Raw genomic sequence first — 18,057 nt, forward strand, 5'->3', positions numbered from 1 at the left:
CCCTAAGGGGCTTTTTTAGTATATAAAGATGAGTAATAAAATGAAATTACACCTGCTAGTTAATGAAACAGCTGGTAATGGCCAAGGCAAGAAAAGTTTTACTAGCCTCGTACAACTATTAGTTGATGCCAACATTAATTTTAGCTTTCAAAAAAGCACTTATGCTGGTGAATTAATTAAATTAGCCCAAGATTACAGTAATCAAAAGCATGAAGCTGAAGATGTCTTACTAATTATCGGCGGCGACGGGTCGCTCAACGAAGTACTAAATGGTATCAAGCGTTCCGCTAATCCTGAGACGCCGTTTGCCTATTTGCCTGCTGGTACCGGCAATGATTTTGCCCGCGCGGCTGAACTAACAACTGATCCAGAAAAATTATTGCATAGCTTACAAAAAAGCCCTGTGCCCCTGCAGATTGACTGCGGTAAATTTCAATTAGCTGGATATAAGGATCAGCCAAGTTATTTTGCCAACAGCTTCGGCATCGGTTTTGATGCTTCTGTTAATCATTTTAGTAATCATTCTAAATTAAAAGAAATGCTAAATAAGTTACATGAAGGCAAATTGATTTACGGCGCCAACATTTTGCGTGCATTACGCAGTCAAGATACTTTTAGCATTGAAGTTCGTAGTGCTAACCAAAAAATGCAATTTGATGATGCCTTTTTAGTGACAACAACTAACCAACCATACTTCGGCGGCGGCTTCCCGCTATTGCCAAGTGCCAGTCTGACAAGCCACCGTATTGATACGATTGTCGTTGAAAAGTTCAGTATCCCTAAACTGCTTAAGCTGCTCTATCACCTGCTCAAGGATGGTTCGCACATCAACGATCCCCAATTTCATTATATTGAAGCCAAGGAAATCATTGTTAAAACCAAACAAAAGGAGTTTGCTCAAGTGGATGGTGAAGAAATTAATCAGCGCACTTTTAATTTAAAACTAAAGGTCAGCCATTTTAATTTATTAAAGTAAAAAAACATTATCGTAACTAGTAATTACGATAATGTTTTTTATTTATTCTTCTATTTGGGCCTTTTGGTTAATTTTAGCTGCTTCTTCCAAATCGGGCCCAGCATAAGCACTGCGGACGCCCCAATAGTAAAAGCCAATACTAATTAAAGCAACGATTACCAAGTCCCAAGGATAATGCAGCCAATTTAAGCCGCCAAATTCCTTGGCGCCCAAGATGGATAATCCTGCCATAACTATCAAATAACTAATGAGCCACCAACTGCCCTGCAGCGCCTGTTTAAACTGGTGGTCATTGTTCTTCCACTCATAGTAAGCATAAATTGGCATGCCAGCCAAAATGACTAACATTACTTCCCAAGTAGTTGGGAACTGTCCCCAATATACTGCCAAACTAGTTAACACAAAGGTTACCGGTGCTAAGATATTTAAGTTACGTAACTTAATCGGACGGTAAAACTTAGGCGCCAACTTACGTAAAGCCGCTGTTGAAACCGGACCGGTTAAATATGCAATTAACGTTGAGGTAGCAATCACACTTGCCAATTGCCCCCAATTAGGAAATAAGGTTACCAGAATGATACTAACAATTAAACTTGCCAGCATTGCCTTATGCGGCGTGTGATATTTAGAATCCAGCTTCGTCAAAAATTTTGGCAAGTGCTTGTTCTCAGCCATTGCGGCAAGTGATCTACTCGTAGTTGCCATAAAAGCAATTCCTGTCCCAAATGGGGAAACAAAGGCGTCAATATAGAGCAAAATTGACAACCAATTAAGCCCCAATAACACTGCTAACTGGGCAAATGGTGAACTGAAATTAATTCCTGACCAGCCTTTTACCTGAATTAAATGATGCGGCATGCTGGCTACAAAAGTGAATTGCAACAATGTATATAGCAAGGCACTGATTGCTAGCGAAATAATAATTGCCCGTCGCATATTCTTTTGCGGATTTTCAATTTCGCTGCCAAGGTTAATAACCGTCTGAAAGGCATCGTAAGAAAAAATAATTCCCGCACTAGTAGTTGCCGTCAGAATTGGCGCTGTCCCGTTAGGAAACCAATTAGTTGTCGTTAATGCCAAATTATGACCATTAAAGCCTGACACCAACAACAAGATAAAGGTTAACGTTGGAATAATAATTTTAAACCACGTAATAGTATTAGAAAAGCGCGCCATCAAGTTAACGGAATAATAATTTATCCAGGTAAAAATCCCCATAAAAGCAAAAACGACTAACAAGCCAATGCCTGTGATTTGTCCGTGATGCATTAATTGGTGAAAACTTCTCGCCCACGGCCATGGCCAAGAACTCAAATATTGGACTGCCGCCACAGCCTCAATCGGCAAAATCGTTTCAAGCGAAACCCAATTAGCCCATGCCGCAATAAAGCCAAGCAGTGACCCATGCGTGTATTGGGCAAAGCGGCTCATGCCCCCACTCTGTTGAAACATGGTGCCCATTTCAGTATACACAATAGCAATAAAGCCCATGATAACTGCACCAATTAACCAAGAAAAAATGGCCGCGGGTCCCGCTAAATGCGCACCTTCTCCGGCACCAAATAGCCAACCCGAGCCAATAATCGAGCCTAATGATAAAAGAGTCAGTGATACCAACCCAATTTTCTGTTTTTTAATTTTTATTACCCCATTTCATAAAATTAATTTTGCCCCTTCTAGTATAAATGTCAAGTAGAAGAATTAAGGTAACCGCAACCAATCAAAAAATGGCAACCTGAATGGTCACCACTTTTTAACCTAAATATGAAATTGCAACTTGCAGCTGAGCTAACTTAACTATTGCCTGAGCCAAATTTTCTTGTTCAACCTGGACAGAAATTTCACAATTTTCTTCATTAAAATCATAACCTGAACCTAAAGCAATTTCAGCAGTTGCTTCATATAAATCTGCATCACCGATCCCAGGATCAAGTTTAAACAGCATCCGACCATCATCGGTGACTATATATTGCTCTCCAACTTGCTGGACGAAACAATATACTGTATCACCATAAGAGTCGATCGCCGTTGTTGCCACCTCCAAAGTGTCACTGCTAACAGCTGTCACCCCAGTGTGTGCTGCCACCCAATCGCCAATTGCTTGGTTAAGTTGTAACTGGTTCGCTAATTCTTTTACCATTATTTACCTCTTTTATGTTCGTGATGTTAATTTAATGCCCTGCATCCCAATCATCGGATCAATTTCACCAGAATAAATCAATTCTGGCGTCAAAATATAATCTTGCGGCTGCTTATTCTGTTCACCGTTAGTTTCCGCCGCTGGCGCTAATTCATCAACGACTTCATCCTTACCTAATTCTTGTCCAAGTAACTTTTGCAATTTGGCAGTCAAACCCGTTTTGCGGTCATTACCCGAAGTATTGAGTGCCATTACGTAGGCACGCGGATCACCAACCAAAACCAAATTCTTCTCTGCCCGCGTCACTGCCGTATATAACAAATTTCGCTTAAGCATCACATAATTCTGCATCGTTAAGTTTAAAATGACCAACGGAAATTCTGACCCCTGCGACTTATGAATTGTAATGGCATAAGCCCGCGTTAGGTCAAACAAATCCTTCTTACTAAAGTTAACTTCGCGCCCATCAAAGTCTGCTGTCATACATTTTTGAGAATTTTTGGTATCAAGTGAAATAATTTTCCCAATCTGACCATTATAAATATCTTTTTCCGGATTATTTTGCAGCTGCAAAATTCTGTCGCCAATCCGAAAGATTTCATCATGAACTTCAAGATACTTGCTATCAGGCTTCGCTGGGTTCATGATTTCCTGGATTAAATTGTTCAGGTTGGTGACGCCGCCCTCACCATGATACATTGCGCCAAGAACCTGAATGTCGTCCGGATTAAACTTTTGCAAGGCCCGCTCAACAATTTGACTGACAACATGGCCAATCTCATGCGGCGGACAAGAAATGAACGAATAATTTTTGGTTTTTTGAAACATGGCATCTTGATCGGTGCCCTCATTAATATCATGTGCCAAGGTAATAATACTTGAGTCATCCCCCTGGCGGTGAATTTGGGTTAAAACAGTTGTTGGTAATGCTTGCGACTTAATTAAATCACTGAAGACATTCCCCGGTCCAACTGACGGCAGCTGATCTTTATCACCAACAAAGACAACGTGCTTAGTTTGATTAATACTAGAAATAAGCTGCTTGAACAAGAACATGTCAACCATCGACATTTCATCAATGATTAAAATCTCACCATTAAGTTCATTGAGGTCAGCGGTATCATTTTCGCCGATTCCCATTCCTAACATGCGGTGAATTGTCTTAGCAGTAATGCCCGTGATCTCTTCCATTCTCTTAGCGGCACGACCGGTTGGAGCAGCTAATAAAAATGGCGGATCACTGCTGTATAGAGCAGAAGAAGGTATCTCTGCCAGATCACGCAAAGCCAATAAAATTCCGTTAATAATTGTCGTTTTACCAGTACCAGGTCCACCTGTCAAAATTGAAATCGGATTAGTTAAAGCGTTTTTGATGGCCGCTTTTTGCGTATCGTCATACTTAATTTTTAATTCTTTTTCGGCCTTTTTAATTGCTTTTTTAACCGCGCGATCACTGTATTGCTCATCTTCATCCTGCTCATTGCGTCGTTCAATCAAGTTTTTCATGGTTAAGGCAATATCATTTTCTGTTTGGGCAATATTTTGCAAGGCCGCATTTTCACCAGAAACAACTACCTTGCCATCATGCTGGAGCTGATTCACACAATTAGCAATTGGATCAAACTGATTGATTTGCAAAAGCTTGCTGGTATCCGTCAATAATTGGGCTAAGTTAATATAGGTGTTCCCGGCTTTACTTAACTCATCAAGCAAAACCTGAAAAATTGCACCGTTAATTCTGCGTGGGTCATCAACTGAAATCCCCAGTTCTTGCCCCATGCGGTCAGCACTCCTAAAGGCATAACCTGTGACTTCATCAATTGAAGCATACGGATCCTCCTGCAGCTTGGTCAACGTTTCACCATGATAAATTTGATATAGACGACTGGCGACTTTTTTATTCAAGCCAAATTGCGTCAGCTTCAAAATAATCTCTGAATAAGAATCCATTGAATTCACGCCAGCAAGCAAACTATCTTTTTGCTTCTGGGTCAAAGGCAGCGTCGCAATCTTAGCCGGATTTTCTTTGAGTACTGCCAAGGCATTAACGCCCAGTTCAGCAATAATTGTATTAGCAGCCTTTTTACCAATTCCGGGGAACTTATTTGAGCTCAAGTAGCGGCTTAAACTTCCCTCTTCATGTGGTAAGGCCTGCTGGTAGCTATCACAGCGGAACTGCAATCCAAATTTGTTGTGAACCACCAATTTGCCTGAGAATTGGTAGGTCCCGCCAATCTGTACCTCGCCAAAATTGCCAGTGACTTTAATCTCATCACGGTCGTAATCATCTAACTTACCGTTAATTGTCACATCAAGAATTTTGTATAGGTCCTGATTATTTTCAAAAACAATACCGTTAATCTTGCCTACAAATTCAGTCATTACCGTTATCCTCAACTAATTTAAGAATTGATGCGTACTGGTCGAGTGCTTGCTGATAATATTTAGGGTCCTGTTTTTTCGCTATTTGCATAAATTGTTGGGCCTTTTTGCGGTCATCTTCTAAAACCGTAATTCCCAGCAAAAAGTTAACTTTGGCACTTCTATCAGGAATTGGAATTTGTTCGTAAATCGTGCGCGCCTCCTTTAATTCCCCAAGGCTAAGCCAAATATCTCCTAATAACTCCCGCACGCGATTATCAATCTGCTTAATTGTTAACGCATAGGCTAAAGCCTTTTGCTTTTGACCGATTTTAAGATAGACTAAGGCCTTTTGGTATAAAACTAAATCATCATTAGGAATTTGGTCAAGTAACGCCAATGCCTTGTCAAAATTTCCCTGCATGTAGTAGCATACTGCCAAATCATAATCTAGATCCTGCGGCTTTTTAACTAGCTGCTTGGCCTGCTCCAATAACTGTGTTGCTTGAGCAAAGCTGCCTTCATTTAATAAATAAGTTGCTAGCTGCAAATAATTATCTGGATTCTGCGGCTCGCGATCAATTTTAGCTATTAATTGATGAATTTTACGATCAATATCTGCTTGATGTTTGTCCTGTTTTGCCATTTATAATGCGTCCGTTTCTGAAAGTTTGCGGTCTAAAAAGTCAGTTTCATTCCAAATTAATGAGTGCCAGGTCTGTCCCTGGTCACTTGTCTCTAAAATCGTCAAGCTAGTGTTATTTAGACTGCCGTTTTGCCGTAAATTTTTAAGAGAAAAGCCTAACAGACCGCCCATAATTGCTGAAAGAGCAGCCCCATGACTAACTGCTAACACCTTATCATCTGGGTTAGTAAATTTCTGAGCAACACTACTTGCAAAATTTTGCCCGCGAGCAATAACTTCTGGGTAATCCTCACCATTAATTGCATGCCCATCATACCAATCAGGATGGTGCCACAAATCATCAACTTGTGCTGGGTACTTTTTTAGGGCAGCCTCAAACTGCATGCCCTCCATCTCACCTAAATTAAATTCACGCAGACGTTCATCAATAATCACTGGCAACTGCGCATTCATTGCATCATCAATTCCCTGTGCAGTCGCAAAGGCCCGCTTTAAAGGACTAGAATAAATTGCCCAAAACTTGGTGTTTTTTAGATGTTGCCCCAGTTTTTTAATATCAATTAGACTCTGCGGCAATAGTGGGGAATCTCCTTGTCCGCCTTGAAAACGTTTCTCAAGGTTCCACTCAGTCTTCCCATGCCGTACAAAATAAATCTGCATCAGTAATTTTATCTCTTTTCTATTGCTGTTACTTGTCTAGTTTATCATTTAATGAAGGTAAAAGAAAAAGAGAAAAGCAAATTGTGCCTTCCTCTTTTAAATCAAATTAAACTAACTGTAATTGCTTGTCTTCCTGGTATGCGGCATCAATATTGCCCCCACCAAGACATTCCTCACCATTATAAAGTACGAGTGCCTGTCCTGGAGTTACTGCCCGAGCTGGTTCATCAAAGTAAACTGTCGCAGTATTTTGCTCGGCATGATATTCAACAGTCACGCCAACATCACACTGGCGATAGCGGAACTTCGCACTACAATGGATCTTGAAGTCATGATCTGGCTGACCAGTAAAGAATGACATATCACTAGCTTCTAATTTAGTTGCATACAATAGTTCACTATCGTAACCCTGTTCAACAATCAATTCATTCTTCTCTAGGTCTTTACCAACAACAAACCACGGATCAGTTGACTCCTTGGTTGAACCAAGACCCAAGCCCGAACGCTGACCAATTGTATAATACATCAGACCTGCATGCTCGCCAACAACCTTACCATCTGGCGTAATCATCTTACCAGACTTAGCTGGCAAAAATTCACTCAGGAATTTACGGAAATTACGTTCACCAATAAAACAGATTCCCGTTGAATCCTTCTTTTTAGCCGTTGCCAAGCCTGCCTTAATTGCGATTTCACGTACCTGCGGCTTGGTCAAGTTTGCTAGTGGAAAGATAACCTTACTAATCTGCTTTTGACTCAGTTGACTTAAGAAATAAGTTTGATCTTTATTGCCATCTTTTGGTCGCATCATATGAGCAACACCGTTTGCGTCAGTAACTGTTTTAGCATAATGACCCATGGCAATATAATCGGCATCTAAGTTCAAAGCAAATTCTAAAAATGATTTGAATTTGATTTGGCTGTTACACATAATATCTGGATTAGGTGTGCGGCCTTTTTTATATTCACTTAAAAAGTATTCGAATACTCGTTGCCAATATTCTTTTTCAAAGTTAATTGAGTAATATGGAATGCCAATTTGATCCGCTACTTTTTTAACATCATCGTAATCTTCGGTTGCTGTACAAACACCAGCATCATCAGTGTCGTCCCAATTTTTCATAAAGACGCCAATGACATCATAGCCCTGCTCCTTTAATAGCAGGGCGGACACAGATGAATCTACACCACCACTCATGCCGACAACGACTCTTGTCTTTTTTTCTGTCAACCTTCATCAATCCTTTACTGGAACAATAATTTTGCGCTCTTCGAGATCCTTTAAAATATAATCCAACAGTTCTACTGTTTGCGCCAATTGCTTGTTCTTAAAAATATTTACCTTCTGCAAGCCATTACGGTCAGTTACCACCATCGTTAACCGCGTCATGTCCTTGTCAATCGTCATTTTAAGTTTAGTTGGTGCATCATAAGGGGAATCATTATAAAGCGGGTGCTCATAATTATAATTGCCCTTAGCGGTTTTAACAAAACCGGCATCAATCAACGCATAAAGCTTTAAATCAGGACTAAGTGTAAACTTACGCTGATCGCCATTAATTACAACTGTATTTGCCATAATTTTACCTCACTTACTTATAATAAGTTAATGTGCCAAAGAAAGCAATTATTTTTGTACTTTACGAGCAATTTTGCTTAATTCTTGTGCAAAAGCAGCTACTTCCTCATCAGTATTATACCGCCCAAAAGAAATCCGAATTGATTCGTTAACACGCGGCGAATCTTTACCAAAGCAGGCTACCAAAACATGCGAAGGTTCAAGTGAACCCGCTGTGCAGGCAGAACCGCCCGAAACCGCAAATCCAGCTAAATCAAGATTTGCCTGCAAGATTGTCGTGCTGACACCGTTAATTCGCAAATTAAGCACATGATGCGACACATGTTCACCGCACCCGCCATTAATCTCATATGCGACACCAGCTTGATTAAGTTCTTGCAAAATCATCTCTTGCCAATGAGCATACTTTGCCTGTAAAACGGCTTTATCAACTGCCGCAATTTCACTAACGGCTTCACCAAAGCCCGCAATTGCCGGCACATTTTCTGTACCAGCCCGCCGTTTAGTTTCCTGCTCACCGCCTAAGACTAATGGCGGCAAGGTAATTTGCTTGTTTTCGTACAAAAAGCCCAAAAACTTTGGTCCGTTAATCTTGTGTGCAGAAGTTGATAATAGATCAATTTGCATTTCTTTGACGTCAAGGTCAATATTGCCCAAGCCCTGAACGGCATCAACATGAAAATAAGCGTTGCTGTCGGCCACAATTGCGCCGATTTCTGCCAATGGATTAATACTGCCAACTTCATTATTCACGGCCATAATTGATACCAGAATTGTTTCGGGTGTCAGCGCGTTTTTCAGGTCAGTAAGCGAAATATGACCGGTCTCATCAACGTCTAAGTAAGTAACATCATACCCCTCACGCTCTAATTGGCGCATCGGGTTTAAAACTGATGGATGCTCAATCTTCGTCGTAATAATCTGCTTGCCAATCTTTTGCCGGCTGTGTGCCACACCAAAGATAGCCGTGTTATTACTTTCCGAACCACCCGAGGTAAAGACAATCTCACTATCTTCCGCATTAATCGCCGCAGCTATTTGACTGCGAGCACGGTCAACTGCACGACGGGCCTGACGCCCCAATTCATAAGTACTAGATGCATTACCAAAATTGCTTTTCATTTCGCGGGTCATAACATCAATAACTTGCGGTGACATTGGTGTAGTTGCCGCATTATCTAAATAAATTTCTTGCATTTAATTCATCTTCTCTAAATAAGCACAAATTAGTTTAGCAGCTTTAGCACCAACTTTTTGAGCAAATTCGTCAAAATCTTCATTTGCATCATCATTACCGTTATCAGAAATTGCCCGCAAAGCTATCAGCGGCTTATTAAAATGGTAAGCAACCTGCGCAAAGGCAGCTCCTTCCATCTCTACGGCTAAGGCTTCAGGGAAATTCTGCTTAATCGCATCTTTTTGGACATCGGAACCAATAAAGGCATCCCCAGTAACAATCAAACCCTCTTTAAACGGTACCTTTTGCTCAATTAAGAATTGCTTGAAATTTTCTCTAGCTGGCGAGGTTAATTTAAACTCTGCCGGTTCTCCCGGGATTTGTCCTTCAACGTAATCACCAGCCAAGGTATTATGCGCATCATGATAAGTAAACGAATCCGCTAATAATAAGTCTTCCTTGTGAACTGCAGCAGCTAGTGAGCCAGCAGTTCCCGTCATCAAGATTAAATCAATATCAACATTGCTTAGCAGGCTTGCCAAGTTCATTGCTGCTTGTACCTTGCCAATTCCACTCAAGCCCAAGTAAATATCATTGTCTTTAACGCAAAAATGCTCGAATACGGTTGATCCGAACATTTCTTTGTTACCTGAGTGAAAATTTTTACGATAATATTCTGCCTCAATTGCCATTGGGACAATAATTGCTATCTTCATCTTTATCCTCAAATAAAATTTTATCTTTATAAATGAAACAACGCCAATAATACCAAAACAATTAAAACAATTACAATCAAAATTGCTCGATTCAGCTTTTTCTTCAAGAGTAGTGCCTTGTCAGCACTAGGTTCTTTTCCTTGCTTCGTCGTCTTTTGTGACTCAGCCTCACGAGTTGCATGCTGGCGCACCTTTGATCCCGAAGCAGTCTTACGCTCTTTTTCTTCAGGATCGCGCTTAAAGTCAGGATTGACATCAACTTCTTCGTCTTCACCATCAAAAGCCGACTTAATTGTATGTAAAAGATTATTATTCTTTTTACGTTTTACTTGTTTGCGGTAATCGGATCGTTTCTCAGTCATATTATTCCTTCGCTTTTGCACCTGTCAGCAGCATATTTTCCCATACACTCATTGCATATAAGGTTTTAGCATCAACAATTTTACCCTGAGCAGACAGTTGCTTTAAATCAGCTAGATTGTACCAATGAGTAGTTAAAAACTCATCGGTATCAAGTGGCCGCTTATCAGTTAACTCGGTTAATGTATCACAATAGAACAAATGCAATTTTTCATTAGTAAAACCGGGTGAAGAATAAAATTCAGCGACTTTTTCCCAATAGTCTGCGCGGTAGCCGCCCTCTTCGTTCAGCTCACGCTTCATCGCATCCAGTGGACTAGCATCAGTTTCATCAATTAACCCAGCTGGAATCTCCAAGGTCAATTCTTTAATAGGCTCACGCCACTGTTCAACCAGCAGCATTTCCTGCTTGCTGTTAACCGCAATTACAGCTGCAGCCGGTTGGTGGTTAACCACTTCTCTAGTTGCACTAGCACCGTTAGGCAGCCTAATTGTTCTAACATCAAGATCAACAATTCGGCCCTTAAAAATTTCTTTTGAAGAAATTTCAGTCTCTGTTAAATCCATTTACTCACTTTCCTGCGTATCAGCTAAATACACGTTGACACACTGCAAACCATTTTTACCTTGTGCAAGTTGGTACTTAACCTTTTGGCCCACTTGAAGACGGCGGTAGCCTTCCTCTTTAATCGCTGTATAAAATACAAAGTACGATTTGTGGTTGTCGTTATCCTCAATAAAACCAAAACTACTGTCCTGGTCAAATTGTTTTACTGTTCCTAAACGCATTATTCTTCTAATCCTTCTTGAACTGCTTCAGGATGATCTTCCTTAACAATGGCAGCACAGCGACCACAAAGCAAAGGTAAATCAGTATCACTACCGATATCTGTCCTAATCATCCGGCAACGTGGGCAAGCTTCGCCTGCTGCATGTTCAACAACAATTGCAGCATTTGGCAGTTGTTCAGCATCTGCTGGGGCTTCACCGTCAGCAATGACTAACTTAGAAACAATCAAAATTTGTCTAAAGTCAGCATCCAATTCATCAAGGACAGCCTTAGTTTCTGCAGTTGGATAAATAGTAACGGCAGCTTCAAATGATTTACCGATTAACTTCTTATCCCGTGCTTCTTCCAATGCTTTCAAAACATCATCACGCAAGTGCATAAAATGCGTCCAGTTATCTAATAATGCGTCATGGTTAGCAAATTCTTCAACTTCTGGCATATTTGCAAGTTGAATGTAATCTTCTGGTTCTTTTAAGAATGACCAGATTTCTTCCATTGTATGCGGCAAAATTGGCGTTAAGATTTTGGCTAACTTAACAGCAGCATCATAAATAACTGTTTGCATTGAACGTCTTGCAAGACCATCTTCACTCTCAATGTATAAAACATCTTTGGCAAAGTCCAGATAAAAGGCTGACAAGTCATTAGAAATAAAGGCAAAGACCTTCTTATAAACACTATTAAAGTCATAATGATCGTAACTGTCAAGGCATTCCTTAATCAGGTCATTCAATTTGACTTCCATATATTGGTCAATTGAATTCATGTCTTCATAAGCTACCCGATTGCTGCTTGGATCAAAGTCGGTTGTATTAGCAAGCATGTAACGGAAGGTATTTCTGATTTTACGGTAACCTTCTGAAGTTTGACGCAAAATATCTTGTGAAACGGCAACATCAGAAGTAGTGTCAACTGAAGCTACCCACAGACGAATAATTTCCGCACCCATTTGCTTGATTACATCGTTTGGTGAAATTACATTGCCAAGGGACTTCGACATCTTATGACCCTTATCATCAAGAACAAAGCCTTGTGACAGAATTTCTTTATAAGGTGCCTGACCAGTTGTTGCAACAGAAGTAATTAAACTAGAGTTAAACCAGCCACGGTATTGGTCACTACCTTCAAGGTACAAGTCAGCTGGGAAGCGCAAGTCTTCACGGTGAGCCATAACTGCTTGATGTGATGACCCAGAATCGAACCAAACATCCAAAATATCAGTTTCTTTTCTGAACTTACCATTTGGTGAATGCTCTGAAGTAAAGCCTTCTGGAAGTAATTCTTCAGCTGAATGTGTGTACCAGGCATTTGAGCCTTCTTTAGCGAAAATTTGGGCAATATGTTCAATCGTTTCTGGAGTAACAATTGGGGTATCATCTTCGGCATAGAAAATTGGTAGTGGCACACCCCATGCCCGTTGACGTGAAATTACCCAGTCGCCACGGTCCTTAATCATATTGTGCAGACGTAATTTACCCCAAGATGGCGTAAAGTTTACCTTGTCGATTTGCTCAAGAATTTGGTCACGACACTTTTTAATTGAAGCAAACCATTGAGTAGTTGCCCGGTAAATAACCGGCTTCTTGGTCCGCCAATCATGAGGGTATGAGTGAGTAAAGAAGCTTAATTTCAGTAAGTTACCAGATTTCTCCAGTTTGTCACTAACAACCTTATTGGCATCATCATAGAACATACCAACTAAATCTGGATCAGGAACTTCAGAAGTAAAGCAGCCTTTGTTATCCATTGGGCTGAAAACTGGCAGACCATATTTTTGACTAACGTTATAGTCATCTTCACCAAAGCCGGAAGCAGTGTGGACTAAGCCGGTACCGTCACTAGAAGTAACGTGAAGTGCATTCATCACTAGTGAATCTTGGTCATACAATGGGTGCTTAGCAACCATGCGATCCATATCAGTTCCCTGCATATGTTGAACAACTTCATAATCGGTCCAGTCAAGGTCTTTAGCAACTGCTTCAAGACGATCAGTGCCTACAACATAGCGCTTATCACCAACCTGGACAACAGAATAATCAAATCTTGGATTAACCGTGATTCCTTGGTTAGTTGGAATCGTCCATGGTGTTGTCGTCCAAATTAAAAAGTAAGTATCTTTGTCATCTAAAATTCCCTTACCATCTTTAACTGGGAAAGCAACATAAATTGATGGTGATTTAATATCGTGATATTCTACTTCAGCTTCAGCTAAGGTTGATTCACTTGATGGTGACCAGTAAACCGGCTTCTTACCCTTGTAAATGTAGCCATTTTCGTACATTTTACCAAAAACCCGAATCTCTTCAGCTTCATATTCAGGCTGCAAAGTGATATATGGGTGATCCCAATCACCCATCACGCCAAGCCGCTTGAAGTCAGCCATTTGCTTTTTAATTTCTTTTCTAGCAAATTCTTCACAGAGCTTACGGTATTCTGCTCGATCCATCGTCTTGCGGTCGATCCCTTGCTTAGCTAATTGTTGCTCAATTGGCAAGCCGTGAGTATCCCAACCCGGAACGTATGGTGCATAATAGCCATCCATATTTTTGTAACGAACAATAATATCTTTGGAAATTTTGTTCATTGCATGACCCATGTGAATATTACCATTGGCAAATGGCGGGCCATCATGTAAGTCAAAACGTGGTTTACCCTCGTTTAACTTCAATCTTTGTTCATATAATTTATTTTCTTCCCAATCTTTTTGCCATTCGGCTTCACGAACAGGCAGGTTGCCCCGCATTTTGAATTTGGTTTTACCCAAATTGAGTGTATCTTTTACTCTCATTTTCAATTTCCTTTCTGCAAAAAAACCTCGCCCTAAATTAGGACGAGGTTTATCATCGTGGTACCACCTAAATTGAGCTGTTAAACTCCACTTATGTATTGCGTATCGTGCAATTGACGCAAATAAACTAAATAAGGCAGCCGATCAACTATTAGGCTCTTACATTAGCCTCCCACCAGCGCTAATTCGCTGAATTGCCTGCAAGTTTTACTGTCAGTTTATTATTAATTATGATCTTTGTAATCATCTGGAAAAATAATTACTGGTCCAGAATCATTATCTAATGAGTTAGACGATTGACGATTAACAGTTTCGTTACTTGGACTATCACCAGCCATTGGGTGTGGTTGGTCCAGAGACTGATCCTCTTCAATATCTTCCTCAAAGTTTACGTCATCTTCATCATCATTGTCAAGCTCATCTAGCTCTTCGTCATCTTCAATATCTTCATCGTCATCAACCAAAGTGATTGGCTCAGAGCCATCTGGCGGATAAAAACGTTCAGTTGAAAAATATTTGTCGAGGGCCTTTTGCCACTTCTCATCACTTAAATTATCGATTGCAATTTGCAACAGGTCTTGAAGATGATTACGATAACCAGCAATTTCTTTCTTCAGACGTTCATAGTCAGCTTGAAGAGTTTCCTGTTGCTGTCTTTCATAATTAGTATTTGTCGCAATCTGCTGTGTTGCATTATTAATAATTTCTTGTGCCTGTTCTTGCGCATTAGCAAGTGTTTGCTCAGCTGCTTTTTCAGTTTGCTGATACTGGTCAACCTGCGTCTGTAATTTTGCAACTTGATCTTTTAAGCCAACAATATTGTTTTTTAAATCAACCGTCTGGTCTAAAGCGTCACCGTAATCATCGACAACCTGATCTAAAAAGCTGTCAACTTGCTGACGATCATAACCGTTAAGTCCACGCTTTTTAAATTCTTGATTGTGGATGTCCATTGGCGTTAATCTTTTTACTTGTGTTTTTTTGTCTGCCACAGTTTTAGCACCACCCTATATTTACCTTTTTTAGTTGTTGTAATGTCCATAATTTGACTTCTGCCAAAATGTCTTAGGCTAAGGACATCACCTACTTTTACTATTATATTAGAATCTTGCACTCCATGCCAATTTAATTTTACTAAATTGGTATTAATTGCCGTTTTTAATTGTCCACGACTAGTCTTACTGATGCCAGCTAGAACCGCATCAATTCTAAGAGAAGCAACAAACAGTGGAACAATCTGACTATCATCTTCTGGAATTAGAATTTCCGTCGGCAAAATTGCACGAACCTTGACCTGCGTGCGGCCAATGCGGTCAATCTGCTCAGTAAAAAAATTAAGTAGTTCTGTTTTAATGAAAAACTGCCATTTACCAACACCATCAGTAATGATATCGCCGAAGGTATTCGTCTCAATTCCAGAATTGGCTAATGTTCCTAAAATTGAACTATGAGTTAATTGGGCAAACTTGCTAGGATAATAAATTTCACATGCCGTTACTTGATAGTCCACCGGCATTAAATTAACCCATTCTTCGCTTAAATAAACTCGCTTTTTTTCCGCATCATTGTAGCCGCCAAACTCCTGAATAAATAAGTCGCCGCCAACAACAGTCTTTAAAATATCCCTTTGGGCTGGATCTAAAAAGTCTGTCAGAATTGCCTCATGCTTAAAAATAACCTGATTAAAAAAACCGACCATCTTGTCAACAGTCGATTTTTCTTCTGAATCAAAGTGTGGGTAAAAGCTACTTGCCTGTCTCTTGAGCATCAGCCTAACACCCGAAAGAGTATATTAGCTATCCAATTTAGGGCATAATCCTGCACAAAGTAAAGGACTAATAATCCCAGCAGAAAAGACAAGTCTAACCCAGTTGCATACGATAACTTTTGAATTGGACCCTTGCGAAAAATATTTAAGTAGGGATCAATTATTCGGTTAAGAAATCTCCCAACAGCTGAATCCCGCAAAAACGGCACCCAACTCATAATTGCATCAATTACCATAATGATACTATATAGCCAGATTAGCCAGTTGATTGCACCTAAAACATAAGAAACTATTGTGAGCATTAACTTAAATTATCTTTCTTATCAACTAAATCACTAATTTTACCGTTAGTTACAAACTTAGGCGGCGTTGCCAAGAAAATCTTGTCGCCGATGCGTTGAATTTCACCGTTCAATGCATAAACTGTCCCCGTAATAAAATCAACAATCCGTCTCGCAGACGTATCTTCCATTCTACTAAAATTAATGATAACTGCTTTGTTATTCAGCAAATTTTGGGCAACATCTTTAGCATCAGAATAAACTCGCGGTTCATATAAGACAATTTTACTTTTAGCAGAATTCATCCCTGACTTAATTGAAACAATCTTATCATGATCGATTGTATTGGCTGGAACATTGTCGTTGTCAACTTCTTGGTCATCAAGGTATTCTTCTGCATCAAGCATGTCATCATCTTCATCAGAAATGCCAAAAAATTTACCTATTTTACTAAAAGCCAATTCTTTTGCCTCCTATTAGTTCTCACCACGGTGCCTAAAAAATGGAATATCATCAGTATCGTCATCATCTTGGGCACTTGTTTCGATTTGTGAAATGCTGCTCTGCTCATCTTCATCAAATGAGTTGAAATTATCTTGTTGATTGATGTTTGGTGTTGACCGTCTTGTTTCTTGACTGTCATTGTTCAAACCCCAAACACTAGTTGGATCGACCATTGGCTTATGCTTTGGTGCAGATTGAACCGGTGCTTGATCTACAGTTTGTTCATGACTTACTACTTGTTGTTCTTGAGGTTCTGACTTTTCATGCTTAATCTCGCTGGTTGTTTCTTGTGCCTTAACTTGGTGGCTGCGGCCCGGAAGCTGTTTTGAAGCTTCTTCTTCAGCTTGAGAACTAATTCCAGTTGCAATCACAGTCACAACAACTTCGTCACCTAAATTAGGATTAATTGATGTACCAAAGATAATGTTAACATCATCGCCAGCTGCCTTAGATACAATTTCAGAAGCATCTTGAGCTTCAAACAAGGTCAAATCTGGACCACCAGTAATGTTGAGCAATACTTGCTTAGCACCATCAATTGAAACTTCAAGTAACGGTGAAGAAATTGCTAACTTAGTAGCTTCAACCGTTCTGTTTTCACCGCTAGCACGACCAATTCCCATTAATGCAGCACCTTGGTTAGCCATGACTGTCTTAACATCGGCAAAGTCCAAGTTAACGTAATCTGTTGAGGTAATCAAGTCAGAAATTCCTTGAACACCTTGCTTTAAGACATTGTCAGCTTCCTTAAAGGCATCCATCATTGGTGTCTTTTTATCAACCATCTCAAGCAAACGGTTGTTAGCAATAATAACTAATGTATCAACATATTGCTTTAATTGGGCAATACCTTCAGTCGCATTTTTAGAACGCTTTGGTCCTTCAAAAGTAAATGGTCGTGTTACTACACCAACAGTCAAAGCACCAGTTTCGCGGGCAATTTTAGCAACAATTGGCGCAGCACCAGTACCGGTACCGCCACCCATTCCGGCGGTAATAAAAATCATATCAGCGCCTTTAAGTGCATCCTCAATTGTTTGTTCACTTTCTTCAGCAGCCTTTTGACCAACTTCCGGATGCGAACCCGCACCTAGTCCTCTGGTCAGCTTAGGCCCTAGCTGAATTTTAGTTTCTGCTTTATTACTGTTAAGTGCCTGCACATCGGTATTGGCTGCAACAAAAGAAACGCCTTGAACACCGTCATCAATCATTCGGTTAACAGCGTTACCACCAGCACCGCCGACACCAATTACTTTGATCACAGCATTTTTATTGTCGTCTGAATCGAACGTAAAATCCATCTAAATTAAC

General features: G+C 40.2%; 19 protein-coding genes. 1 reads left to right on the forward strand and 18 read right to left on the reverse strand.

Features of this window, described 5'->3' with window-relative positions:
* Positions 1-40: 40 nt before the first annotated feature.
* Complete coding sequence (locus PT278_RS01725; protein WP_277129723.1) at positions 41-976, forward strand: YegS/Rv2252/BmrU family lipid kinase; 936 nt, start codon at positions 41-43, stop codon at positions 974-976.
* A 42-nt stretch (positions 977-1,018) separates the two neighbouring features.
* On the opposite strand, the gene PT278_RS01730 is transcribed toward PT278_RS01725, so the two are convergent.
* The 18 genes from PT278_RS01730 to ftsZ all read right to left on the reverse strand — a co-directional run bounded on the left by PT278_RS01730 (position 1,019) and on the right by ftsZ (position 18,047).
* Positions 1,019-2,593, reverse strand: coding sequence for an APC family permease (locus PT278_RS01730; protein ID WP_277129724.1), 1,575 nt, complete (start codon positions 2,591-2,593; stop codon positions 1,019-1,021).
* 136 nt (positions 2,594-2,729) lie between these two features.
* Entirely contained in the window at positions 2,730-3,116 is a 387-nt protein-coding gene (locus PT278_RS01735; protein ID WP_277129725.1) for a DUF1828 domain-containing protein, read from the reverse strand.
* Positions 3,117-3,128: 12 nt separating this feature from the next.
* Complete coding sequence (locus PT278_RS01740) at positions 3,129-5,498, reverse strand: ATP-dependent RecD-like DNA helicase (RefSeq protein WP_277129726.1); 2,370 nt, start codon at positions 5,496-5,498, stop codon at positions 3,129-3,131.
* Complete coding sequence (locus tag PT278_RS01745; protein ID WP_277129728.1) at positions 5,491-6,123, reverse strand: tetratricopeptide repeat protein; 633 nt, start codon at positions 6,121-6,123, stop codon at positions 5,491-5,493. Before PT278_RS01745 ends, PT278_RS01740 begins: the two co-directional genes overlap by 8 nt.
* Positions 6,124-6,783, reverse strand: a complete 660-nt coding sequence (locus tag PT278_RS01750) for a histidine phosphatase family protein (RefSeq protein WP_277129729.1) — start codon at positions 6,781-6,783, stop codon at positions 6,124-6,126.
* Between the two features lie 106 nt (positions 6,784-6,889).
* Complete coding sequence (gene mnmA, locus PT278_RS01755) at positions 6,890-8,014, reverse strand: tRNA 2-thiouridine(34) synthase MnmA (protein WP_277129731.1); 1,125 nt, start codon at positions 8,012-8,014, stop codon at positions 6,890-6,892.
* A gap of 6 nt (positions 8,015-8,020) precedes the next feature.
* Positions 8,021-8,362, reverse strand: coding sequence for a DUF1831 domain-containing protein (locus tag PT278_RS01760; RefSeq protein WP_277129732.1), 342 nt, complete (start codon positions 8,360-8,362; stop codon positions 8,021-8,023).
* Between the two features lie 48 nt (positions 8,363-8,410).
* Positions 8,411-9,559: a cysteine desulfurase family protein gene (locus PT278_RS01765; RefSeq protein ID WP_277129733.1), complete on the reverse strand. Its 1,149-nt coding sequence runs from the start codon at positions 9,557-9,559 to the stop codon at positions 8,411-8,413.
* Positions 9,560-10,255: a 5'-methylthioadenosine/adenosylhomocysteine nucleosidase gene (locus tag PT278_RS01770; protein ID WP_277129734.1), complete on the reverse strand. Its 696-nt coding sequence runs from the start codon at positions 10,253-10,255 to the stop codon at positions 9,560-9,562.
* A gap of 26 nt (positions 10,256-10,281) precedes the next feature.
* Positions 10,282-10,617, reverse strand: coding sequence for a hypothetical protein (locus tag PT278_RS01775; RefSeq protein ID WP_277129735.1), 336 nt, complete (start codon positions 10,615-10,617; stop codon positions 10,282-10,284).
* Between the two features lies 1 nt (position 10,618).
* A complete protein-coding gene (locus PT278_RS01780) occupies positions 10,619-11,182 on the reverse strand; it encodes an NUDIX hydrolase (protein ID WP_277129736.1) in 564 nt (187 codons plus the stop codon).
* A complete protein-coding gene (locus PT278_RS01785) occupies positions 11,183-11,404 on the reverse strand; it encodes a cold shock domain-containing protein (protein WP_277129738.1) in 222 nt (73 codons plus the stop codon). It lies immediately after the preceding gene.
* Positions 11,404-14,193: an isoleucine--tRNA ligase gene (gene ileS / locus PT278_RS01790; RefSeq protein ID WP_277129739.1), complete on the reverse strand. Its 2,790-nt coding sequence runs from the start codon at positions 14,191-14,193 to the stop codon at positions 11,404-11,406. Before ileS ends, PT278_RS01785 begins: the two co-directional genes overlap by 1 nt.
* Before the next feature lie 224 nt (positions 14,194-14,417).
* Positions 14,418-15,185 carry a DivIVA domain-containing protein gene (locus PT278_RS01795; RefSeq protein WP_277129740.1) on the reverse strand — a complete coding sequence of 256 codons (768 nt, stop codon included), beginning with the start codon at positions 15,183-15,185 and terminating at the stop codon, positions 14,418-14,420.
* On the reverse strand, positions 15,161-15,961 hold the full coding sequence (locus PT278_RS01800) for a YlmH/Sll1252 family protein (RefSeq protein WP_277129741.1): 801 nt from the start codon (positions 15,959-15,961) through the stop codon (positions 15,161-15,163). The genes PT278_RS01795 and PT278_RS01800 overlap by 25 nt, the downstream gene beginning before the upstream one ends.
* The gene (locus tag PT278_RS01805; protein ID WP_277129742.1) at positions 15,961-16,263 is read right to left on the reverse strand and encodes a YggT family protein; all 303 of its coding nucleotides are present in this window, start codon (positions 16,261-16,263) and stop codon (positions 15,961-15,963) included. The genes PT278_RS01800 and PT278_RS01805 overlap by 1 nt, the downstream gene beginning before the upstream one ends.
* A complete protein-coding gene (sepF, locus tag PT278_RS01810) occupies positions 16,263-16,649 on the reverse strand; it encodes a cell division protein SepF (RefSeq protein ID WP_277129967.1) in 387 nt (128 codons plus the stop codon). The genes PT278_RS01805 and sepF overlap by 1 nt, the downstream gene beginning before the upstream one ends.
* Positions 16,650-16,718: 69 nt before the next feature.
* A complete protein-coding gene (ftsZ, locus tag PT278_RS01815) occupies positions 16,719-18,047 on the reverse strand; it encodes a cell division protein FtsZ (protein ID WP_277129743.1) in 1,329 nt (442 codons plus the stop codon).
* Positions 18,048-18,057: the final 10 nt, after the last annotated feature.

This window comes from Lactobacillus sp. ESL0703 (assembly GCF_029433435.1).
Taxonomy (GTDB): domain Bacteria; phylum Bacillota; class Bacilli; order Lactobacillales; family Lactobacillaceae; genus Lactobacillus.